Source organism: Psychrobacter sp. BI730 (assembly GCF_013414195.1).
Classification (GTDB): Bacteria; Pseudomonadota; Gammaproteobacteria; order Pseudomonadales; family Moraxellaceae; genus Psychrobacter.
The window spans coordinates 78,523-101,463 of the sequence record NZ_JAATTV010000004.1 but is presented as its reverse complement, the minus strand read 5'-3'; the positions used below and the strand labels follow the sequence as shown (position 1 = coordinate 101,463).

Annotated in this window: 21 protein-coding genes; 11 read left to right on the top strand and 10 right to left on the bottom strand. The window is 43.1% G+C overall.

Translation table 11 applies throughout. The features are described 5' to 3' along the window. Nucleotides 1–88 precede the first annotated feature (88 nt). Nucleotides 89–1,261 carry an MFS transporter gene (locus HCZ91_RS03990; protein ID WP_179798336.1) on the bottom strand — a complete coding sequence of 391 codons (1,173 nt, stop codon included), beginning with the start codon at nucleotides 1,259–1,261 and terminating at the stop codon, nucleotides 89–91. Between the two features lie 105 nt (nucleotides 1,262–1,366). Between HCZ91_RS03990 and HCZ91_RS03985 the strand changes: the two genes are divergently transcribed. From HCZ91_RS03985 to HCZ91_RS03970, 4 genes are all read left to right on the top strand, one after another. Then, nucleotides 1,367–2,272, top strand: a complete 906-nt coding sequence (locus HCZ91_RS03985) for a LysR family transcriptional regulator (RefSeq protein ID WP_257019964.1) — start codon at nucleotides 1,367–1,369, stop codon at nucleotides 2,270–2,272. A gap of 39 nt (nucleotides 2,273–2,311) precedes the next feature. Then, nucleotides 2,312–2,722: a DUF2177 family protein gene (locus HCZ91_RS03980; RefSeq protein WP_057760908.1), complete on the top strand. Its 411-nt coding sequence runs from the start codon at nucleotides 2,312–2,314 to the stop codon at nucleotides 2,720–2,722. Between the two features lie 151 nt (nucleotides 2,723–2,873). Then, the gene (locus tag HCZ91_RS03975; protein ID WP_179798335.1) at nucleotides 2,874–3,434 is read left to right on the top strand and encodes an acyl-CoA thioesterase; all 561 of its coding nucleotides are present in this window, start codon (nucleotides 2,874–2,876) and stop codon (nucleotides 3,432–3,434) included. A 208-nt stretch (nucleotides 3,435–3,642) separates the two neighbouring features. Then, nucleotides 3,643–4,731 carry a cation diffusion facilitator family transporter gene (locus tag HCZ91_RS03970; protein WP_179798333.1) on the top strand — a complete coding sequence of 363 codons (1,089 nt, stop codon included), beginning with the start codon at nucleotides 3,643–3,645 and terminating at the stop codon, nucleotides 4,729–4,731. Nucleotides 4,732–4,902: 171 nt separating this feature from the next. Here HCZ91_RS03970 and dps read toward each other — a convergent pair whose 3' ends face one another. After that, nucleotides 4,903–5,385 (bottom strand): DNA starvation/stationary phase protection protein Dps, encoded by a 483-nt coding sequence (dps, locus tag HCZ91_RS03965; RefSeq protein WP_057760902.1) that lies wholly within the window; start codon nucleotides 5,383–5,385, stop codon nucleotides 4,903–4,905. A 482-nt stretch (nucleotides 5,386–5,867) separates the two neighbouring features. Here dps and uvrB point away from each other — a divergent pair, with 482 nt between their 5' ends. The 3 genes from uvrB (at nucleotide 5,868) to HCZ91_RS03950 (ending at nucleotide 10,021) form a co-directional block, all read left to right on the top strand. Continuing rightward, entirely contained in the window at nucleotides 5,868–7,979 is a 2,112-nt protein-coding gene (gene uvrB, locus HCZ91_RS03960) for an excinuclease ABC subunit UvrB (protein WP_101206411.1), read from the top strand. Nucleotides 7,980–8,290: 311 nt separating this feature from the next. Beyond that, nucleotides 8,291–9,343, top strand: coding sequence for a histidinol-phosphate transaminase (locus HCZ91_RS03955; RefSeq protein ID WP_346342179.1), 1,053 nt, complete (start codon nucleotides 8,291–8,293; stop codon nucleotides 9,341–9,343). Nucleotides 9,344–9,643: 300 nt separating this feature from the next. Next, complete coding sequence (locus HCZ91_RS03950) at nucleotides 9,644–10,021, top strand: hypothetical protein (RefSeq protein ID WP_101206413.1); 378 nt, start codon at nucleotides 9,644–9,646, stop codon at nucleotides 10,019–10,021. A 98-nt stretch (nucleotides 10,022–10,119) separates the two neighbouring features. Here the strand turns inward: HCZ91_RS03950 and HCZ91_RS03945 are convergent, their stop codons facing one another. Both HCZ91_RS03945 and HCZ91_RS03940 read right to left on the bottom strand, forming a co-directional pair. After that, entirely contained in the window at nucleotides 10,120–10,509 is a 390-nt protein-coding gene (locus HCZ91_RS03945) for a hypothetical protein (RefSeq protein WP_101206414.1), read from the bottom strand. Between the two features lie 184 nt (nucleotides 10,510–10,693). Further along, a complete protein-coding gene (locus tag HCZ91_RS03940; RefSeq protein ID WP_101206415.1) occupies nucleotides 10,694–11,209 on the bottom strand; it encodes a hypothetical protein in 516 nt (171 codons plus the stop codon). A gap of 317 nt (nucleotides 11,210–11,526) precedes the next feature. Here HCZ91_RS03940 and recJ point away from each other — a divergent pair, with 317 nt between their 5' ends. Next, a complete protein-coding gene (recJ, locus tag HCZ91_RS03935; RefSeq protein WP_179798331.1) occupies nucleotides 11,527–13,401 on the top strand; it encodes a single-stranded-DNA-specific exonuclease RecJ in 1,875 nt (624 codons plus the stop codon). Between the two features lie 82 nt (nucleotides 13,402–13,483). On the opposite strand, the gene HCZ91_RS03930 is transcribed toward recJ, so the two are convergent. The 6 genes from HCZ91_RS03930 to HCZ91_RS03905 form a co-directional block, all read right to left on the bottom strand. Then, nucleotides 13,484–14,149 carry a trimeric intracellular cation channel family protein gene (locus tag HCZ91_RS03930; RefSeq protein ID WP_057760888.1) on the bottom strand — a complete coding sequence of 222 codons (666 nt, stop codon included), beginning with the start codon at nucleotides 14,147–14,149 and terminating at the stop codon, nucleotides 13,484–13,486. A 71-nt stretch (nucleotides 14,150–14,220) separates the two neighbouring features. Then, entirely contained in the window at nucleotides 14,221–14,856 is a 636-nt protein-coding gene (locus HCZ91_RS03925) for a trimeric intracellular cation channel family protein (protein WP_179798329.1), read from the bottom strand. A 92-nt stretch (nucleotides 14,857–14,948) separates the two neighbouring features. Further along, nucleotides 14,949–16,106 carry a multidrug resistance efflux transporter family protein gene (locus HCZ91_RS03920; protein ID WP_179798327.1) on the bottom strand — a complete coding sequence of 386 codons (1,158 nt, stop codon included), beginning with the start codon at nucleotides 16,104–16,106 and terminating at the stop codon, nucleotides 14,949–14,951. Between the two features lie 75 nt (nucleotides 16,107–16,181). Then, complete coding sequence (gene queE / locus HCZ91_RS03915) at nucleotides 16,182–16,913, bottom strand: 7-carboxy-7-deazaguanine synthase QueE (RefSeq protein WP_179798325.1); 732 nt, start codon at nucleotides 16,911–16,913, stop codon at nucleotides 16,182–16,184. A 225-nt stretch (nucleotides 16,914–17,138) separates the two neighbouring features. After that, nucleotides 17,139–17,960 (bottom strand): 2,3,4,5-tetrahydropyridine-2,6-dicarboxylate N-succinyltransferase, encoded by an 822-nt coding sequence (gene dapD, locus HCZ91_RS03910; protein WP_179798323.1) that lies wholly within the window; start codon nucleotides 17,958–17,960, stop codon nucleotides 17,139–17,141. A gap of 224 nt (nucleotides 17,961–18,184) precedes the next feature. Further along, nucleotides 18,185–19,141, bottom strand: a complete 957-nt coding sequence (locus HCZ91_RS03905) for an alpha/beta fold hydrolase (RefSeq protein WP_102092363.1) — start codon at nucleotides 19,139–19,141, stop codon at nucleotides 18,185–18,187. 368 nt (nucleotides 19,142–19,509) lie between these two features. On the opposite strand from HCZ91_RS03905, the gene HCZ91_RS03900 reads away from it, so the two are divergent. The 3 genes from HCZ91_RS03900 (at nucleotide 19,510) to HCZ91_RS03890 (ending at nucleotide 22,915) form a co-directional block, all read left to right on the top strand. Continuing rightward, a complete protein-coding gene (locus HCZ91_RS03900; RefSeq protein WP_179798321.1) occupies nucleotides 19,510–20,700 on the top strand; it encodes an FAD-dependent oxidoreductase in 1,191 nt (396 codons plus the stop codon). A gap of 250 nt (nucleotides 20,701–20,950) precedes the next feature. After that, entirely contained in the window at nucleotides 20,951–21,943 is a 993-nt protein-coding gene (gene arsS, locus HCZ91_RS03895; protein ID WP_179798319.1) for an arsenosugar biosynthesis radical SAM (seleno)protein ArsS, read from the top strand. Nucleotides 21,944–22,093: 150 nt separating this feature from the next. Next, nucleotides 22,094–22,915, top strand: coding sequence for a DUF547 domain-containing protein (locus HCZ91_RS03890; RefSeq protein ID WP_179798317.1), 822 nt, complete (start codon nucleotides 22,094–22,096; stop codon nucleotides 22,913–22,915). Nucleotides 22,916–22,941: the final 26 nt, after the last annotated feature.

The window sequence follows — 22,941 nt, the reverse complement described above, 5'->3', positions numbered from 1 at the left end:
TAACCTTCATAGGATTTCATACTGCACTAACAGTTTGAGACCCATATGTTGAGAGGTTGTACATCGAAAGGTTATATATTGAAAAGTTCTATGATGTTTGTAGGGCACGCTTATCACGCAGACCGGAGTAGCGTGTTACCGCCAGTGCCATTAAAGAGATAACAGCACCGATCCAAGCCGTGTCTTGCAATGACATATTTTCAACCACGCTACCACCGATGATTGAGCCTAGTGCAATACCGATATTAAATGCAGCAATGTTCAATCCAGAAGCAACATCGACAGCGTTTGGCGTATATTTTTCAGCTTGTTTGACCACGTAGATTTGTAGACCTGGTACATTACCAAAGGCGAAAGCACCCCATACCAAAATAGTCAGCACAGCAGCAATCTTGGACTGCATAGTAAAGGTGAACAGTAAAAGAATGACACTTAAGGCGCTAAATATAATGCTAAGCGCACTAATAGGGCCGCGTTTATCTGCAAGTTTTCCGCCCCAGATATTACCAATAGCAACGGACACGCCATATACGAGCATGATAAGCCCAATGGCTGATGGTGCAAATTTGGTCTGCTGTTCTAAGATAGGGGCTAGATAGGTAAATGCCGTAAACGTACCGCCATAGCCAAGGATAGTCATTAGATAAACTACCAGTAGTTGTGGTTTTACAATGACTTGTAATTGTTCTTTGAACGTTGCAGGGATAGATTTCTTAAGGTTTTTCGGTACCAATATTGCGCTACCGATTAAAGCGATTAAACCCAGTACTGAGACGACCAAAAACGTAGCGCGCCAACCGAAATGCTGTCCAATCCATGTACCAAGGGGTACGCCAGTGACGAGCGCCACGGTAAGCCCAGTAAACATAATGGCAATCGCGCTGGCTTCTTTTTCTTTACTGACAAGGCTGGTAGCAATCATGGAACCAATAGAGAAAAACACACCATGCGCCAGACCGGTCAAGATACGGGCAAGTATTAAGGTTTCATAACTTGGGGCTTGCCAAGCCAGCAAGTTGCCGATGACAAACAGACCCATTAGGCTCATCAGTACTATTTTGCGATTCCAGCGGCCAGTGAGTGCGGTAAGTATAGGGGCACCGATGGCAACACCGACAGCATATAGGCTAACGAGTAACCCTGCTGAAGGTAAGCTCACGCCTAGATCTGCGGCAATAGTTGGTACCAGACCAACGATGACAAATTCGGTTGTCCCAATTGCAAATGCGCTTAGAGTAAGCGCCCATAAAGCGAGTGGCATAACGACATCCTAATAATTAAATGATGCGCGTAGTTTGACGGATTTATAGTTTGCAAAAAACAGCACAAATGACAAAATACCTTTGTCGATTTTGTAAAGGTAATCATGATGATGGGACATGCTAAAACAGAAGACATAGAGATATTTTTGACGGTAGTAGACACGGGTAGCTTTACTGGCGCTGCCAACTTACTGAATCAGCAGGTTGCCAAAGTATCTCGTGCGGTGTCCAGACTCGAAGACACGCTGCAATGCACGCTGCTAAATAGAACGACACGGCGCTTGGAGCTGACGGAGGAAGGGCATGTCTTTATAAGATATGCGCGTGAGAGTTTAAATACGTTATATACCGGTGAAGAAGCGATTAAGCTGTTAAAACAAGCGCCGAGTGGGCATTTACGGATTGACGCCGCGAGCCCGTTTGTCTTTCATCAACTGACGCCTTTGGTTGGTGATTTTGTGGCGCAGTATCCACATATCACTCTCGACCTTACCTCGCATGACAATATTATTGATTTGCTTGAGCATAAGACGGATCTAGCTATCAGAATTGGCGACTTAAAAGACTCAAATTTGCATGCACGTCTATTAGGTAAAAGTAAGCTGCGGCTAGTAGCCAGTCCTGAATACTTACACCAGCATAATGAAGTGACTCATATTGATAATTTGAATGTTGATGATTTAAGCACTCATAAATTAATTGGCTTTAACGATGCGTCAAAACTAAATAGCTGGCCACTAAAAACTCCAGTTAAACTGAATTTTCATATGACTGGCAGTAGCGGCGAGACCTTACGTCAGCTATGTTTGAATCATCAAGGTATTGCTTTATTGTCACATTTTATGATTGGTGAAGATTTGGAATCTGGACGATTGGTTGAAGTATTGCCTGAGGCGATAGTCAGACCAAACAACCGTGAAGCCATACAGGCAGTATATTATAAAAACAGTGCTGTATCTTCGCGTATTCTGGCATTTTTAGACTTTATTCAACCACGACTGACATTATAACTTTTATACGTTTTTATTCATTTTATAAGGGATGACATCATGGGTTACGTTTTTATTTATCTCGCTGCTGTGGTTATCTTTTTGGGTGTCGATGCTGTATGGCTGACGACCATGAAAGGCGCCTTTTATGAGTCGCGTATAGGGCATCTATTGGCTGATGAGCCAAACATGATGGCCGCTGGCGTGTTTTATATGTTTTATATATTGGCACTTTGTATTTTGGTTCTGTATCCGCAAATCAAAGCTGGCGCATCCGTTGGTCATATCTTCTTGCTTGGTGGTCTGATTGGCTTGATGGCTTATGGCACATACGACTTTACCAATTTAGCACTGTATAAGGGCTTTACGCTAGATACAGCGTTGGTTGACTTTGTATGGGGTGGTATTTTGACCGGTTCGGTTAGCGCCATAGTAGCGTGGCTTGCGTATCGCTTTCACTGGTTAAGCTAATGCTTATATCTTGGCCTATATAACGCTGTTTAAATAGCCCTGATTTACACAATTTAGACTGTCTAATGACAGAGGTCTGTTTGTGCTATACGGCGACCTGCTGTATAAATGGTAGACATAATAAATAAGTGTCAAACCATTAAGGAATATTATGCCGCAATACAATACCAGCTCCACTGCCAAAAAAGCCCCATTAAACCATGAGCTATACATGTCAGTACTGATGACGCCTGATATGGCGAATTTCATTGGCAATGTGCATGGTGGGGATTTGCTCAAGATGCTTGATCAGGTCGCTTATGCTTGTGCCAGTCGCTATAGTGGTAACTATGTGGTGACACTGTCTGTCGATCAGGTGATGTTCCGTGAGCCGATATATGTGGGCGAGCTGGTTACTTTTGCAGCCAGTGTCAATTATGTTGGTAATACCTCAATGGAAGTAGGTATCCGCGTCGAAGCAGAAGATGTGCGGGGTCGTACTGTTCGTCATACCAATAGCTGTTACTTTACGATGGTGGCTATCGATGACAACGGTAAACCAACCTCTGCACCACCACTCGATATCAAAAACAAGATGCAGCAGTGTCGAGCTGATGCAGCCAAAGAACGAAAGAAACTGCGTATGGAAAGCTCACATCGTCCTAGTTGTGACTTCGAAGAGATTAATAAGCAGTTTGGCGAGAACGAAGAAGATGCCGAGGTGGAAAAGTAGCCCAAGTTATTCAAAGCTATCTAAAGTTATTTAAAACTATCTAAAATTGTATAAAGTTATCTAGGTTTATTGAATTAATAATTTATACAACGACTCACTAAAAAGACACTGATATTGTAGAGCGCTTATTTTAAGCTGATATATATTTCAAGCCATTCATCTACGGCGAAAAATTCTACTATCAATACCTTATTTCAGTGAGTCTAGCATGAGTCTAAAGCCATCTATTGCTAATCCCCAGCGTCATTTACCAGCCTCTCCTAAGGCGCAAACACCTCGCGCGCGTGGGGCGGGCAATCCTAAAATTCCAAATGACCCTGAATTAAAACATACCCTTAATCAAAGCCCTGAAACCAATGATGAGCATTCAGGCTCACTGATCACTGTGTTAATTGCAGTCGGGGCCAATCTAGTTATTGCAATCGCAAAAACCGTTGCCGCCTTTATGACAGGCTCAGCCTCCATGATTGCAGAGGCAGCTCACTCATGGGCAGATGCTGGTAATGGTACTTTGCTCATCGTCGCAGAAAAAAAATCTATCAAACCTGCTGATAAAAGCCATCCGTTAGGCTACGGCAAAGAGTCTTATGTTTGGTCGATGATTGCGGCTTTCGGTGTATTTACGGCAGGTTCGATTGTCTCTATCTATACCGGTATTAAGGAATGGAACGCTACTGAGTCTGAGGCTAACTATACGATTGGCTTTATCGTATTGGCAGTAGCGTTTGTGCTCGAAGGGATCTCATTGATTCAGGCATACAGACAAAGTAAAAAGCATGGTGAAGCGCTCGATATCAGTGCACTTGGCTATGTCGTAGATACGTCCAACCCAACGTTGCGCGGCGTATTCTTTGAAGATTTAGCAGCAGTCATCGGTTTGGTGATTGCCGCTGCTGCTATGGGTATGCACGCTTATACGGGCGAACCATATTGGGATGCGTTAGGGTCTATCATTGTCGGTCTACTATTGGGCGTCGTCGCGATATTCTTGATTAGTCGTAACCGAGATTTCTTAGTCGGGCATAGAGTCACTGACCGGATGCACGAATACGTTTTGAGCGAGCTGCTGAATCATCCAGATATCGATAGTGTGTCTTACCTGCACTTAGAGTGGGTCGGCCCAAAAAAGATATTTATGGTGGCGGCAGTAGATATCGCAGGCAATCAAAAAGAAGAGCATATCGCTCAGAAGTTTGAAGAGATTGAAAATTTATTTAGAGGTAACCCAGTCTTTCAAGAGGCTATCTTGACGCTGTCCGAACCTAACGCTGAGCTGCTAAGTTTAGAGAATATTTAATCTGGGGGTTTGATGGATTGAATATGTAATATGTATGTCATATCGAATGCTTTTAAGTACGTTTGCTAAATTCAAAAACCTAGACACGAAAAAGCCGTCAACTATGACGGCTTTTTTTATAACTCTAGTGCTTAGTGCTTAGTGCTTAGTGACTAGTCAAATTGAATGCTATTATTTCTTTGGTGCGTTTGCACCGATGAACCATGCGTCTTTATCAACGATACGGCTAGCTTCTGTAAATAAGTCAGCGGTGTCTTCATCACCTGCATCGCCAGCTGTGGCAATTGCTTCACGCAATGTCTCTGCGACTTTTTTATAGCGGCTAGTTAGCTCACGCACATGCTGATCTACTTCAGTGATGTCAGTTGGATAATCATCTAAGATAGACTCTTTGACTACGCGACTTGCCAAACCGTTTGGTTGACCCCCTAAAATCACAATGCGCTCTGCGATAGTATCTGATACTTCGAGGATACGATCTGATGTCTCATCTAATAATTGATGCACACCGATAAAGCCAGTGCCTTGTAGATTCCAATGGCACTGTTTGCCATCTAAGGTTAAATCAATAACGTTTGCTAGGTTAGCGTTTAGCAAATCAATCATTTTTTTCGCAGTTTCGTCTGAAATACCACTTGCGTAACGTTCTCTCATATTTTACTCCGTCATTTATTTAAAATTATTATATTGAATGAAAGTTCAATGTATTTTTATTGGTCTTCTATTCGATGACAATCAAGTTAAAGCTAATGATACGAATTGCTATAAAGCTATTTATTCACTAGTACTGCTCACTAATACTCAAAAGTCATCAACTTGTTAATTCAAGAACGATAATAGCAGCTTAACTCAGTGTTGGAACCCTTGAGTGTTAGGCTTTGTTGAGTGGTCGTGTAACGAGTTTGTTAACCGTGAAAAGCTTTGTAAATTTATCGAATACTGTGTGCGTTTTTTATAACGATGTAAGTTTTATCCGCTAATATTAGGCTTTAACTTTTGATAAATTGTACATTTATATACTTATATTTTGGGCAGCGAGAGAGCGTTTCGACTATAGGATAAGACTCCTTATTCTCCTTTAAAAACTGCTGCTCAGACCCCATATTGTTATAAACCTTAAGAAGAAGAAAGCCATTATGCGAATGCCTGAACCGCGCTCATCGCGTCAGTTAAATCAATTGGCCACTCAGCTCCAAGGCGAAGCTGAAATTAGTGGTGTTAATGCGTCAGGGACGCAAATATCAAGTCGTGCCTTTGAGATGGTGACTGACTTTGAGCCAGCAGGCGACCAGCCGCAAGCCATCAAAAAGCTAGTTAACGGTATCAATTCGGACATGGACGAGCAGTTGCTACTAGGTGTGACTGGCTCTGGTAAGACCTATACCATGGCGAAGGTCATCGCTGAAACTCAGCGTCCGACCATTATCATGGCGCACAACAAAACGTTAGCGGCTCAGCTATATGGTGAGTTCAAATCGTTCTTTCCTAATAATGCGGTCGAATATTTTGTCAGCTATTATGATTATTATCAGCCAGAAGCGTATGTCGCTGCTAGTGATACCTTTATCGAAAAAGACAGCGCCATCAATGATCATATTGATCAGATGCGCCTGTCAGCCACGCGTGCTTTGCTAGAACGCCGTGATGCGATTATCGTCGCTTCGGTATCATGCATTTATGGTCTGGGTGATCCAGAGAGCTATCTAAAAATGCTATTGCATGTCGTTGTAGGCGATAACATCGATCGTACAGCGACTATCAAGCGTTTGGTTGAGATGCAGTACACACGTAACGAGCTAGATTTTGGCCGTGGTACGTATCGCTTGCGTGGAGAGCTATTAGATATCTATCCTGCTGAGTCTGAGCAGCTAGCCGTACGTGTGCATTTATTCGATAACGAAGTTGAAAAGATTACGTGGTTTGATCCTTTAACGGGTAAGACGGTGCGCAGTGTGCCACGTATTACCATTTATCCAAAGTCGCACTATGTGACGCCGCGTAATAAGCTAGAAGCTGCTAGCCATACTATTCGTGCTGAGTTAGAGCCGCGTTTAGAGTACTTCCGTGACAACAACAAACTTATTGAAGCACAGCGTCTCAAAGAGCGTACTCAATATGACTTGGAGATGATTCAGCAGCTTGGTTACTGTAACGGTATCGAAAACTACTCACAGCATCTCTCTGGTCGTCCATCAGGAGAAGCGCCGCCGACGTTGTTTGATTATATTCCAGAAGATGCCTTGTTGTTCCTTGATGAATCACATGTGACGGTTTCACAGATTGGCGCGATGTATAAAGGCGATAGATCGCGTAAAGAAAACTTGGTCAATTATGGTTTTAGACTACCCAGTGCGATGAATAACCGCCCGATGAAGTTTGAAGAGTGGGAACGTATTAAGCCCAAAACTATTTATGTGAGTGCCACGCCAGCATTGTATGAGCTTGAGCATAGCGAGCAAGTCGTAGAGCAGGTCGTCCGTCCGACGGGTCTGATTGATCCTGAGATTGAGATACGTCCAGTCTTGACGCAAGTCGATGATGTGCTATCAGAGATTACCAAACGCCGTGAAAAGGACGAGCGTGTACTGATTACCACATTGACTAAGCGTATGTCGGAAGATCTGACCAGTTATCTGAAAGAATACGATGTCAAAGTCGCCTATCTACATTCGGACATCGATACTGTTGAGCGTATGCAGATTATCCATGAGCTCCGTACTGGCGTGCATGATGTGCTGGTCGGTATCAACTTATTACGTGAAGGCTTGGATATGCCAGAGGTATCATTGGTAGCGATATTTGATGCTGATAAAGAAGGCTTTTTGCGTTCAGAGCGTTCACTTATTCAGACCATTGGTCGTGCAGCGCGTCACTTAAATGGTAAAGCCATTCTCTATGCCGATCGCATTACGCCAAGTATGCAAAAGGCAATAGATGAGACGGATCGCCGCCGTGATAAGCAGATTGCCTTTAACCTTGAGCATAACATCACGCCAAAAGGTGCTCGCCGTAGTATCACGGACAAGATTGATACGGGCGAAAGCTTGGATGCCAATGACAATCAAGCTATCCCAGTTAAGAGTAATCTACCTGATGTCGATATCAATATCTTACGTAGTCCTGACTTACTTGCCAAAGAAATCAAACGTCTAGAGAAGCAAATGCAGCAAATGTCGCGTGATTTGAAGTTTGAAGAAGCAGCAAAAACGCGTGATAAAGTGCTGGAGTTAAAAGCACATTTAATCTGATAGCGTAGGTCGAATATTGAAGCTAAAAAGAGGCTAAGTAATATCGAAGGTGGGGTGCTTTTTGAGTACCCCACTTTTTTATGGTTTATTCAATATCGGAATGTGTAGAATACTTGTAATACACCGCATTGCCACTTACCATATCCGCATAAACCTCACCATCCATATAATATTTCAAAAATTTAAGGCACAAGCTAATAAGCCGAGTACGTGTAATGTTCTTGGTAGGCTAGGCTTACTGTTTTTATAGCTCACATTATCAACACAGACTAAATTTTTGGAATGGACATAATCTAGGCGTATTATTCACTGTGCTTACCAATAACTTAATAGAATTAAACTCTAACGAAAACTCACTCGGCATGTCAGATGCTGCCAAACAAGCGGTTATCGACTCTCTAGACATCGGCTTTCGTTATCCCGATGACCAACGTGCGGCTCTGATTACCAAAGTCGCTGAGATAAACGGTGTGACAGAGAGTCAAATTTCACTGGGCAGTGGCTCTAGTGAAAATATTCGTACTGTCGTCCAAATGCTACAAAATCAAGCATTGGTAGCAGGCAAAAAATTCCAAGTTATTGTGCCGCATCCAACCTTTGCCTATGCTGAGTTATATGCAACATCTATCGATGTACCTGTGGTAAAAGTACCGCTGATGACTGAAAATTACGCCTTTGACTTGCAAAGTATGCAAAAAGTGGCTGATGACTTTGACGGTATTAGCTTGTTTTATCTGTGCAATCCAAACAACCCAACGTCGACTATTACTGACACAGTAAAGCTCAAAGAATGGGTAGGAAATGCACCAAGTAACCATTACTTTTTATTAGATGAAGCTTATTCGGAGTATGTGACTGATCCAAGTTTTGAGAGTGGTGTCGCATGGATACGAGAGGAGTACTCAGAAAATATCGTTGTGGTGCGTACTTTTTCAAAACTATGTGCACTCGCTGGCATGCGTGTCGGCTATGCAGTTGCTAGCCCGCAAATGATAGGCAAACTAGAGGCTTTCATCTCGATTGATAATACCAACTTGGCAGGTGCCGTGGCTGCATTAGCGACTCTTGATGATGAAGATTTTCTAGCATTGAGCTTACGTACGGCCAATCAATCGCGTCAGCTGGTTGAGCAAATATTAGATGAGCTTGGCTTACGCTACTTGCCATCGCAGGCAAGCTTTATATTCCATGAAATAAAAGGCGATGTGCAAACCTATATCGATAGAATGCGCGAACATGGTATTGCGGTCGGGCGTGAGTTTGCGCCAATCACTGGCTTTAATCGCTTAACACTTGGCAGACCTGATGAGATGGCAGTATTTGTACAAGTGCTTAAATCATTTCGTGAAAAGGGTTGGGTTTAATTAAGTTAGTTCATGCAGTTCTATAATATAGAAGGGAAGTTGCTTATTGGCAGCTTCCTTTTTTGTTGGGTCTGTTTTTCTGAGCCTGTTTTGCTAGGCCTATATTGAAGCCATGATGAATCGCACATTTTTACCAACATCAAACGCAGTTTTACATATCGCACCTTAAATAATCTAACGCTATCTTATAGGATAACTGAGTAAAGCATGACCCGTTAATCACGTAGATTAATACGGGGTAACAGTCACAGTGCTCGGCATGCTCACGTATCTTATAATTATAAAGTTAGGGATGTACCTATGTTCGATATCAAATCATTTTTTAAACGAGAAGTAGAGAAAAAGCTTATCAATGTAGATGACTATATTTTTATGCCAGAACGCGTAGAGATGGAAATTGAAGGTGGACTATTAAATTGTGTGTTGAATAGTGATGGTCGCGTAGATATTTTTTATAGTAAAGACGGTGTCACTGAGGTGGGTTCAGCGTCGCGCAAGCACCCATTTACAGCATTTGAAAAAGAGCTATATCATGGTATTTATGATGATGTAATCAATGATTTAATTAAGGAAGTAGATAAAATTATAGATAGCACCTCGAAGTATTTCCGTCGCAGCCAATCATTACCTTTTACGGCTTCTATAACGTCTCAAGCATCTGACACAAATAAATTTTAGGCTAATTAATTTAACCAATCTATTAGCAATAAAAAGGGTGCATTATGTATAACGCACCCTTTTTATTATTTTTTATTCTAATAAATAACTTAATTGTTCTATTGAACAAAGCTTGTATAGCAGCTCTGTAGAGATTTGGCGACGACTTGTGCGACTAACTGAGTACGGTACTGAGAGTCAATCGCGGCATTGCCCAGCTCAACAATCGTTACTTGCTGCGGTGCTTGCTCACTGACACAGCCACAAACATTGGTTTTAACAGATTCTTGCTGTGCTTCTGTCATGGCGACGCTTGCAACACGCCATGCGTTTTGTTTTTCAATTTGGCTACGGCATTGGTTGTCGATCGCAGCTCTAAAAACATTCATGCCGATCTCGTTTGCGGTACCGATTGCTGTACCTGTACCGTTGTTTGTAGTACCTGTTGAGGTACATCCCGCCAAGGCAAAAGTCGCTAGCATCATCGTTGAAGCCAAGATTTTTTTCATAAGTTAGCCCTTTAAGGTGTCTGTCATAAATAAAGCTGTATTTTATCAGTAAAACCTAGCAATGACATCATTAACCACAGGCGCATTTTATTTTAGAACTCTATAACCTATATGTATTAACCACAAAAAAGCCAGCTAAGTAATCACTTAACTGGCTTGATATAGACTAAGCTATTCGGCTTATTTATACGTTTTTGCCGTGTTCTTTTTGCTGAATATCTTTCGCCAATTTATAGCATTCGTTGATATGGTCATTAGCGATTTTCTTAAAAATCGTATAGCCCATAGTCGCAGCAACTAATTGACCGCCAAGTGGGATAAACTTAGTCACTTGTTTGGCAGCGATACGACCACCGAAACCTTGAATGGTTTTCTTAACGATACCGCGTGTTGCCATGAGTCCAGCGAAATCTACAGTACGATCTTTTACTGCGCTCCAATGCACTTCGCGAGATTCCAAGTTAATGGCTGATTGACGGTCTTCAATGAGACCAAAACGCTCACTAATCTCTGGAATCAACTGCGTCAACATCCCCGCGTCAACTGCCACATCAAAAAATGGTACTGGCACAACCGCTACACCAGCAGAAACTCTAGCGCGTCTTTTTACCATTCCCTGACATTCTTTTTTAACCTTCTCAAGGTCTAGGTTAGGGTCGATCGTATTTGGAAGTTTTTCAGCAAGTGGCGTGGTTTTCATAAAGTGTCCTTATAAATAATTAAAATATAAATGATAAAAAGTTCAATAAACAACAAATTCTTCAGTTGCTTACTATTTTATGGATTTATGCGTGGCTTACAATCATTGCTTTGTAGCAAAATGAATGAAATTACTCATACTATGCACCTTTTTTGTAAGTGATTAAACGAAGGCAGTTTACATGAGCTATAAAAATGGCAGTATCAATTATTGCTAATTTACAGGCATTATTCATCAGGTTGCACAATGCCTAATGATACACAGAGGTAGTATAAATTGTCATTGTGAGCCTCTGCTAAAGCCAGTAGAATACGCTCATGCTAAATTTAACCCCCCGTTATACCAGCACTCGCATCGACGAGTTGCCCGCCGCGCTGCAACCATTTGCCGCTCAATCATTCACGCTTGCCCGTCTGTATGCAGGGCGAGGTATCACTGCGCCTGATGAGCTGGAGACTAGCCTGTCAGGTCTATTGCCTGCTGAGGCCCTGCACGGTGTCACTGAAGCCGTGCGCTTATTAGATGTGGCCATTGATGAGCGTCAGCGCATCTTGATCGTTGGTGACTTTGACTGTGACGGTGCCACCAGTACAGCCTTAATGATGCGTGCGCTCACAAAGATGGGTGCGGTCGTTGATTTCCTAGTACCAGATCGTTTTAAGTACGGTTATGGCCTGACGCCAGAGATTGTCGAGTTAGGCATTGAGACTTTTCAGCCAGATATGATAGTGACGGTTGATAATGGCATCTCAAGTCATGAAGGGGTAGCGCGAGCCCAAGCTGATGGTATCACGGTGATTATCACTGACCATCATCTCACGACCAAAGAGACGCCACCTGCGGAAGCGGTAGTCAATCCCAATCAGCTAGGTTGTGACTTTGCCAGTAAAGCACTGGTCGGAGTTGGAGTCGCGTTTTATGTGCTCGGACGCTTAGCAAAGCTGCGCCGCGAAGCTGGCAAGTCTACGGTACAGGTTAGCCAATATTTGGATTTGGTCGCACTTGGGACGATTGCAGACGTTGGGGTACTCGATAAAAACAACCGTATCTTGGTATATCATGGATTATCGGCTATTCGTCAAGGCCGCTGCTGTATGGGAATATTAGCATTGCTTGAGCAAGCGGGCCGTAATCCCAAGCAGCTTCATGCGCAGGATTTCGGTTTTGTATTAGGCCCACGTATCAATGCAGCTGGGCGCATGGACAATATGCGCATCGGTATCGAGTGCTTATTAACTGAAGACTGGAGCACCGCACAACGTTTGGCACAAGAGCTTGAACAGCTGAACCGTACGCGTCGTCATGTAGAGGGCGAGATGCGTGCGCAAGCTGATAGTATCGTACAAGCATTGGCTAATAAAGATGATAGCGACGAGAGTGTGAGTGGCGATATCAAGGATAATGATAATACTAGTAACGATGACACAATTACTCAAGCGCTTGTTACTCAGAATATGGCTACTCAAGCTGTCTCTACTGCTAAAGCCAGCAATGCAGGCGCGCGTAGTATTATCCTGTATCAAGATGACTGGCATCAAGGAGTCATTGGCATTGTCGCTGGTCGCTTAAAAGAAAGCCATTATTTACCCAGTATCGTATTTGCACCAGCAGATACTGAACAAACCGATGAAGATAGTGCCATTAAAGGCTCTGCACGTTCTATCGCTGGCGTACATATCCGTGATGCGATTGAACAAGTTGCTGAGCGTTATCCAGACTTAATCAGTCATTTCGGCGGGCATGCGATGGCAGCAGGCCTGACCCTCAAGCGCCGTAACTTTGAGGCATTTGTCACCGCTTTTAATGAAGTGATGGCTCAGATGGATGATGAGGTATTTGCAGAGCAAAAATTCACCGATGGACCTTTGCAAGCGAGTGACTTTAGCTTATGGTTTGCTGAGCATTTAGCCGATGCCAGTATCTGGGGTCATGGGTTTGCGCCACCGATATTTGACGGTGTGTTTGAGGTATTGAGCTTTAAGATTTTAAAAGACAAACATCTTAAGTTATCGCTGCGTTATCCAGACGTTCAATATCCGATAGAGGCAATTTGCTTTAACTTCGATAATGAGGCGTGGGATTACCGTGCTAAGCAAGTCCATTTGTTATTTCAGCTAGACATCAATGAATGGAATGGCAAACAAAGCTTACAGCTGATGGTCAAGGATTTGGCTGTGGTAGAGCAAGGGTAAAGCGACAATGTCAAACCGATAATACTAAACGCGCTCAAATATGGGCGCGTTGGTATTTTTGAAATGAAGACACGCCCTAGTATTAGTATTTCCACTCTAATGTGGGGAACTGCCAATCGTAACGAATAGCCAGCATACGCAAAGTAAAAATCGTACTCATCGTAGAGATGTCAGCTACCCAATCTGTCACGCCTAAATTCTTTAGAGCAAAGTACAGAACCCCACCTGTCAACGCTGCGGTGATATAAATCTCTTGCTGTAGTACCAATGGAATCTCATTGCAAATCATATCGCGAATGATGCCACCAACCACGATGGTAATCACACCTAACAATAGTGCTACAGGCACATTGGCACCCATACTATCAGCGACTTTGATACCGATCAGCGTAAATGCTGACAAGCCAATGGTGTCAGATAGTTTGAGGAATTTATCCACTCGTCTGGAGTTTGGATGAAAAAATATCTGCATCGCTAGCGATGAAATCGTAATGAGGGTCAGATAGCTCATATCTACCATCCAAAATAACGGATGGCGATCCAGAATGACATCACGTACCGTACCGCCACCGATAGCAGTGACAATAGACACGAGCAGACAGCCGAAGACGTCAAAGTTTTTGTGCTTGGCAAGTATCGTTCCGGAGACGCTACAGGCGATGATGCCAATCATATCGAAGAAATATATCAAAGAGCGCGGGTCAAAAGTAGTGATCAGTACGGTAGGGTCCAATACGATAGCCAACATGGGCAGTTCTCACTATTTTCAATTATTGTCAGTCAAACAAAGGCTATCTCAGCAGAGTCTTGCTCAATTAATCAGTTTACGAGCCGAATAGAAGGCAGATGCCAGTCGAATCTGAGCGCGAGCATACGTACCGCGAAGATGACAAACAGCATAATAAATTCGTTGAGACTGGCGCCCACCCCAAAATACTGTAAGCATAAATAGGTCACAGACCCTGCGATACTGGCAGTAATATAAATCTCACGCTGTAGTACCAGCGGAATCTCATTACAAATGATATCACGTAGCAAACCACCAATGATGGCAGTCCAGACGCCCATCATAATAGCAATGAGGGGAGACGTATCTAGGGTTAAGGCCACCTTAAAACCAATGACACTGAAGGCAGCCAGCCCAATAGCATCAAAGAGCTTTAACGCATTATCAATCTTATGATAAAGGTGAAAGAATATTTGTAAGATAAGGGAGGTCACCGTGATAACGATCACGTAATTAAGATCAGTCATCCAAAATAGAGGATGACGGTCGAGAGCCATATCACGCAATGTTCCACCGCCGATGGCATTGACCATCGCCACTAGAATACACCCAGCGATATCAAAGCCTTTATGCTGCGCAAGCAAAGTCCCTGCAATCGCGCAGGCAACAATGCCAACCATGTCCAATAAATATAATAGAATATCAGGAAAAATCAAAGCATTACCCATGGTTATATTGCCAAATCGAGATCATCAAAGTGATAGGTGTTTTTTAGGTGGCTATTCAATGTATAAATTTGACGAAATAGGCGTAGTGTTATTTAGCCATCTTTTGCAAATAATATCAGCCCTACAATAATTAGCCCTATACCGAACAGTCCCATCGCCGAAGGTATGGCGTTATCTAATAATAATATACCCCCAATCAAAGCAAAGATAACTTCACTGGCTTGGGTTGAGTCAACGCCTGCAACCTCGCTTGAAGTAACAGCTTGCTCGCGCGCATACAGAAATATAGTGGTCGCTGCCACGCCTGCCAATAGAGCAACGAGCAACGTATTGATTATTTGTGAGGGGTGGGGCTGGTCAGGGCGCACTATAATGCCCAAAAACAGCCAAAATGGCAAACACCCAAGAGTCATTAGCCACACTTTGTTAAAGGCATTTTGCAGTAGCGTGGTTTCGATAGAAGGAATACGAGCAATTAGATTTTGTAGGGATGAGGTTGCCGCAGTGTTGTTACTTTGAAGTACGCTATCGAGGTCGGTAGCATCATATGTCGTAGCTGGCAAATCATAAGCTTCGGATATGAGTGGTTCATTCTGCTCACTGATATCAATACTAATACTGATGCTAGCTTTTTGATCGTTAAACTCTGCTGCCTTCTGTAATTCAGTATTGCGCTGGCGGGCATTATGAGAAGCCTGCCAAACCAGCTGGTTGCCAATTGGGTAGCTAAAAGCAGCGATAAGAGCAGGTAGCGCACCGTAAAGCAGCATGTCAGACAAGGGGACGGCGTCAGTTATAGAGGCAGCACGCAGACCTTCACTGATATTGACGAGTGCTACACCGATAAAGACAATGACAGCATATACGATGAATTTTTTGTCAAAACGTTGACCAAATGCCGATAGCACAAGCAAACTGGTGACGACGGTAAACATAAAGGTAGCTGCTACTACCCATCCCGCAACATGATCTGCGGCATAGCAAATACCAGTATAAAACAGTCCAAACCCAATACTGCCAGTAATGCACCAAAAGCCCCAATGCTGAAGAAAAATTCTCATTAGCGCTTTAACACGACCAAAGCCATGTTGCATCGTAATAACGGCGGTGATAATCAATAGCATAAAGACATAGCGTAGACTTGCTGACCAAAACCAATGTCCACCTGCGCTACTCATAAGCTCATTTAAGATAAATGTCGAGCTAAAAAACGCACCTGCTAACAAGCCCAATAAAATGAGTTTGATCATACCGCTACCTTATCCATGGCACTCAACGTGTTCATACTTTTTGTTTGTTACTTGCTGATAATTACTTGCTGATAGTTACTTGCCTTTGGCATCTGCCCAGATGATCTTATGCAATTGCAGCTGAAAGCGAACTGGCAAGGCATCAGCCAACATCCATTCTGCTAGCTCGCGCGCCAGTACAGGTACTTCAGGGCTAAGCTGTTCATCGACATCATCTGCGACATTAAACATCGGAGAGAACCACACCGTACCGACCAATTCGTTTAGCTTATACTCGGTCAATTTAGTTTTTGCCCAGTCGTAATCTGTACGATTCATAATGACAAACTTGATCTGGTCGTGCTGAGTGAGATAGTCGAGGTTTGACCATAGATTTTTATCGACTTCGCCTGAGCTTGGCGTTTTGAGATCCATTACCTTACTGACTGCTGTTGGCACGTTTTCTACCGTGAGCGCGCCTGCGGTTTCAAGGGATATCTCATACCCATCGCTCAGCAAACGTTTCATCAATTCAATGGCATTTGGCTGTGCTAACGGCTCACCGCCAGTCAGACAGATGCGCTTGCACGGATAACCTTTGATGGTTTCTATGATGGTTTCTAATGATTGACGTTCGCCGCCAGTAAAAGCATATTCGGTATCACAATAGACGCAGCGCAGCGGACAGCCTGTTAGACGCACAAATATCGTCGGCAAGCCTGAAGTGATTGCCTCACCTTGTAAGGAATAAAAAATCTCAGTCAGACGCAACCCTGCTTCAGGGTCAGTGACAGGGATAGCGGCGGTGCGTAATGATGATTCACTCATAATATTTCAAATACAGTTAAAGGTCGATAAGACGATGAAGCGCTTATCAATCGTAATAAAAAGGCAGGGGATGGTACGAATGATTTTGTGTTTGTATAAAGACAAACTAAAAGAGGATTATAACGTAACGCGTTATATTAAGCTGCAAAAAAGATGCTGGAGTCATCCTCCAGCATCTTCATATAAAACAATATTATGTACCAAATAATGGTACGTACTAAGTATTTAGGCTAGGCGTAATAGCTCGTTTACTGATGTTTTTGCACGAGTTTGCGCGTCAACTTTTTTCACAATGATAGCAGCGTACAAGCTGTGAGTGCCGTCTTCTGACGGTAAGCTACCTGGTACAACAACAGAACCTGCTGGTACACGGCCACGATGAATCTCGCCAGTCTCGCGATCATAGATGCGCGTCGATTGACCGATGTAGACACCCATAGAGATGACAGCGCCTTCTTCAACGATAACGCCTTCAACGATTTCAGAGCGCGCACCGATGAAGCAGTTGTCTTCAATGATAGTAGGGTTTGCTTGCAATGGCTCTAATACACCACCGATGCCAACGCCGCCTGATAAATGCACGTTTTTACCGATTTGAGCACATGAACCAACAGTCGCCCATGTATCAACCATTGCGCCTTGATCGACATAGGCACCGATGTTGACGTATGACGGCATCAATACTGCGCCTGCTGCGATGAATGAACCTCTACGCGCGACAGCTGGTGGTACAACGCGTACGCCTGCTTCTTTAAACTGTGCTTCTGTCCAGTTAGCAAATTTAGTCGGTACTTTGTCATAGAACTGTACGTGTTCGCCAGCGGCTTGGACGTAGTTGTCGTTTAGACGGAAAGACAATAGTACGGCTTTTTTGGCCCACTGATTGACGACCCATTCGCCATCTTTCTTTTCTGCTACGCGCAGGCTACCGTTATCTAGTTTCTCAAGTACTTGATTGATAGCATCACGCACATCTTGTGGCATATTAGCTGGGCTGTATTCGTTGCGATTTTCAAATGCTTGTTCGATGGTTTGTTGTAATGACATAAAGGTTCCTAAAATGAATGAAAGGGAGGGTGATCTTAATGTTATGGTTAAAGACTTATATGACCCAGCCTAAAGAAAATTCAAGGTATGGCTTGGCCCAAAAACTTGCTTGCCGTATTGTCGCTAATTTGACCACTTTTAGCAAACGCGTTGAGGGTCTTATTATGACAATATTGAATGAGTTGTTTTCAGGTATCCTCTCAAAACAACTCATTTATCATGATTTAATCGTCTGTCGTGTTGGTCTCTATCCACTCTAAAATATCTTGATACACAGTCTGCTTATCCTTTTCGTGCAGCACTTCATGGCGCATATTAGGATACAGCTGAATATCGACATGACTGAAATGACGCTTGTCCAAACGTGTGACAACCCTACGTATACCGCGACCCATTTCACCAATCGGATCATCTTCACCGCTAATAAACAGCATCGGGAAGTTTTTGGCGATAGTGGTAGCCCAATTTTTATTCAGCCCAGTATCCATGAGCGTAAACAATGTCATAAAGCCATTATTGGTAAAGTCAAAACCAGTCTTAGGATCGGCTTCATAGGCTTCAATGTTTGCAGTATTTTCACTCAGCCAGGCAAACTGTGAGGACGAATTGCGATCAGATAGTTGGCTGTTCAGGACTTTATTCATTACCTTGGCAAAAACTGTATTCGGTTGTCGTGGGGCGACTCTGGCCAGTAGTTTGTTAATAGGTAACAAAACCTTAGCCAGTGGGTTGGCGTCTGCGGAACCCATTAAGATGGCGCCTGTGAAATTATGCGCATGATGCTTAAGTACATTACGCACGATAAATGAGCCCATCGAGTGACCCATCACAAAATGCGGAACGTCTGGATGACGATCTTTTAGGCTATCGGCCATCACAATCACGTCTTTCAAAAGCGACTGTACCGGATGCTCTTCACCGAAAAATCCGAGATCGGCCTCAGTTTTGATAGTCTGTCCATGACCCAAATGATCGTAAGTGGCCACAGCGATACCATTGTCTGCCAAAAACTGTGCAAAATCGCTATAGCGACCGCTGTGCTCTGCCATGCCATGCACAATCAGTAAAGTTGCGCTAATCTCGACGTCTTTGCTACTTGGTTCAAAAAAGTCATGGTGCAAGTAGTGAATATTGTCAGAAGACAAAATGTGATCGTTACTGGTATCGATATTGGTACTCATGTAATGTTCCTTGATTACTTATAATTTTCATTAACGGTTTTGACGATATTTCTCAAATAATGAGTCAAGTAGCGCAATTTATCCTGCGGCTCTTATACTGTCCTATTGTACTGGGCGATGATAAATAATTTCACCTTATTTTATGATTTTAATTCAGTTATACAAGGTATCGCTCTAACAATAACGGTTAAAGCAGTGACTATCGCTGAGTCTGTATAAACCACATAAGCCATTTACGCTCTTACTGTTCATCCGCAACAGACTGGTCTTATTTATATGATACTTTTAAATGAGTTTTTAAAGTCATTTATATTAATCAACATTCGATCAAACACTAACAGCAACCAACCGCCTTGATAAAATCATCTATGACAAAATTTCCATCGAAAAAGACACTACTATTGGCAGGCGCAGGTCACGCTCACATTGGCATGTTACGCCGACTTAGCACAGCGCGTTTGAAGAATACCGATACGACAGATACAGACATTCACTTAATTAGTGAGCAACCGCAAACCATCTATTCTGGCATGTTACCGGGTTGGATGGCAGGGCATTATCAATTGCATGATATCAGTATCGATATCAAATCGCTTTGTATGCGAGCAGGCGTGCGATTCGTGCAGCAGTCACTTGTGCAAGTAAATGCAGTGTCAAACAAGGTGGTTACGAAAGGAGATGAACAAACGGTTTTTAACTACGATGTCTTGTCTCTAAATACGGGCGCAGATACAGACATGCGTTGGCTATACAATCACAATGATCACAGAAGCGACAGTGATGTTGATGTTGGCGCTGTTAATGCCCATGCTAATACTGACGTGATTGCCATACGACCGTTATCAACATTTATCACCCAATGGCAGCGGATTTTGAAGGATGCCCAGTCATCTGAAAGGTATCAATTGGCTATTATTGGGGCAGGCGCTGCGGCAATAGAGTTGGTGATGGCCGCTCAAGTCGCGCTACGGAACATCAATCGTAATCATCAGGTGACATTAGTATGCGGTGAGAATCTATTGTCAGGGTTTAATTCAGGCTTTCGACAACGGGTCATTAAGCAGTTACATCGTCATGGCATTACGATAATTCGAGAACGAGCGACCGATTATCGTGACGGTAAATTATCGACCACCCATAAATCATTGCCCATAAATGCTGTCATCGCTGCGACTGGCGTCATAGGCTCGGCATGGACGGCTTCTACGGATTTGGAGATAGAAGGTGATGGGTTTGTCGCGGTAAACGATAAGCAACAGAGCGTCTCTCATTCTAATGTGTTTGCGGTTGGTGATGTGGCGACACGAATCGATAAATACGTGGCGCATTCGGGGGTTCACTCAGTGCATGGCGGTGCTGTCGAAGCCGATAATTTGTTGGCTTATCTACAAGAGAGCGTAATGAAGAGTTATCAGCCAAAATCACGCACGCTATATCTACTGTCTTGCGGCGATAAATACGCCATTGGTAGTTGGGGTAATGTAAATCTACAAGGCCGCTGGGTATGGCATCTCAAGAAGTATATCGATAAGCGTTTTATCGAAGTTAATAAGAATTGACGAAGCTGATAAGAACTAACGAAGGTTAATGCTCATTTAGAATAAACCATAAAATCCATATGATTAGTTGTCAATGCTTATTGATAATCAGGTATGATTGATTAGATAAACCGTAAAGTGAGCAATAAGGTTTTACGTTGTAAACCTTATAAATAAACAGTAAAAGCAATGCGCTATCTGTGTTTTCTAATCTTTAATGTCACGTTGCTATCCTTTTTTAGTTGTACTGCTAACAGGATTTTAGACCACCATGAAATCAACTATCGAGTTACTTGAGCATACTGATTTTCCAGCGATAAAACGACGTCAATTGACGATATTGCAAGTCAATATGGGCTACTTATGTAATATGTCCTGCGTGCACTGTCATGTGGCTGCAAGCCCTTATCGTACCGAGATGATGTCACGTGAGTTGGTTGAGCTGATACCGAAGGTATTACAAGCACAAAACATCGATACGCTTGATTTGACGGGCGGTGCGCCTGAGATGCATGAGGATTTTAAGTATTTGGTCAATGCCGCTCGGGCATTAGGTGTCAAAGTAATAGACCGCTGTAATCTGACCATTCTGATGGAAGAGGGTTATGAGGATATGGCGCAGTTTTTAGCAGACAATCAAGTGGAAGTGGTGGCTTCTTTGCCTTGCTATTCCCTAGAAAATGTCGATAAGCAGCGGGGTAAAGGTGCGTTTGATGACAGTATATTGGGATTGCAAAAGCTCAATCAGTTGGGGTATGGCAAGCCTAGTTCAGATTTGACATTAAACTTGGTTTTCAATCCGCAAGGCGCGACGCTACCGCCTAATCAACAACAGCTTGAAGCAGACTATAAGCGTGAGTTAAAAGCGCACTTTGATATTGAGTTTAATCATTTATTTGCCCTAACAAATATGCCCATTCAGCGTTTTGGGGCGGTGCTATTGGCAAAAAACCAGTTCCACCCGTATATGGATTTGCTCAAAGCCAATTATATGGCTGCCAATTTAGCTGAGGTCATGTGCCGTTCGACCATTAGTGTCAACTGGTTGGGTGAGCTGTTTGATTGTGATTTCAATCAGCAGTTAGAGATACCTGTCCCCAACAAGTCACGGCGACACCTAAGTGATTTGTTAACGCAAAACCCTTCTGGTGATGACATCGCCATTGCTGACCACTGTTATGGCTGTACAGCAGGACAAGGCAGTAGTTGTGGTGGCGCGTTAGAAGAAGAGACAGTAGAGCCAGTGCTAGTGGACATGCCTTAGCCGTTCTAATGCAAGTGATTTTAATATAAGCACTTTCAATATAAGCACTTTAAACATAGATTCTTTAAGCCTAAGCACTTTAAACATAAGTGCTTTTAGCATACATAAAAATTTAGGTAAAAAACAATCAGTGTAAACGGAGTAAGTCCTATGTCAGTATTTAACTTTGCTGCGAAGACGTTTTTCGCCCAACCAGTGATTGCCACGACTATTTTATTAGCAAGCGTGGCTGCTCATGCTGACTTCAACCATCAGAGCTGGGATAGCTTATTAAATAAGCATGTGACCATGACCAACGGTGGCAAAGCTTCAGTAGTCAATTATGCTGGTATGAAAGCAGATCAAAGTAAGCTGACAAGCTATCTAGAAGCGACGAGCAAGGTATCTCAATCAGAGTTTAATCGTTGGAGTAAAAATGAGCAGTTGGCATTTTTAATCAACGTTTATAACGCTGGTACGGTAGATTTGGTATTGACGAAATATCCAAACGTCAAATCTATCAAAGATATTGGCGGACTGTTTGGGTCACCATGGAAGCAAGAGTTTGTTTCGCTACTTGGTAAGACGCGCTCACTTGATGATATCGAGCATAACCTGATTCGTGGTTCTAAACGCTACAACGATCCGCGCATTCACTTTGCGGTCAATTGTGCCAGTATTGGTTGCCCTGCACTGCAAGATGATGCCTTTACTGGCAAGCGTTTAGACAGTCAGTTAGAGCAGGCAACGTCTAAGTTTTTAGCAGACAGTAGCCGCAACAGTCTCAAAGGCGATACGCTTAAAGTATCACCAATTTTTAAATGGTATAAAGAGGATTTTGCAACCAACTGGCGCGGCACAAAAGATTTAGCAGGGTTTCTAGGTCGTTATAGCTCGTCACTAGGATTGAGTAAAGCTCAGACAGCGGATCTCAAACAAGGCAAGATAAAAATAAGCTATAACGATTACAACTGGAATTTGAATAAAAAATAAGCCAGTTTTTAATCTTGCTCGCTGAT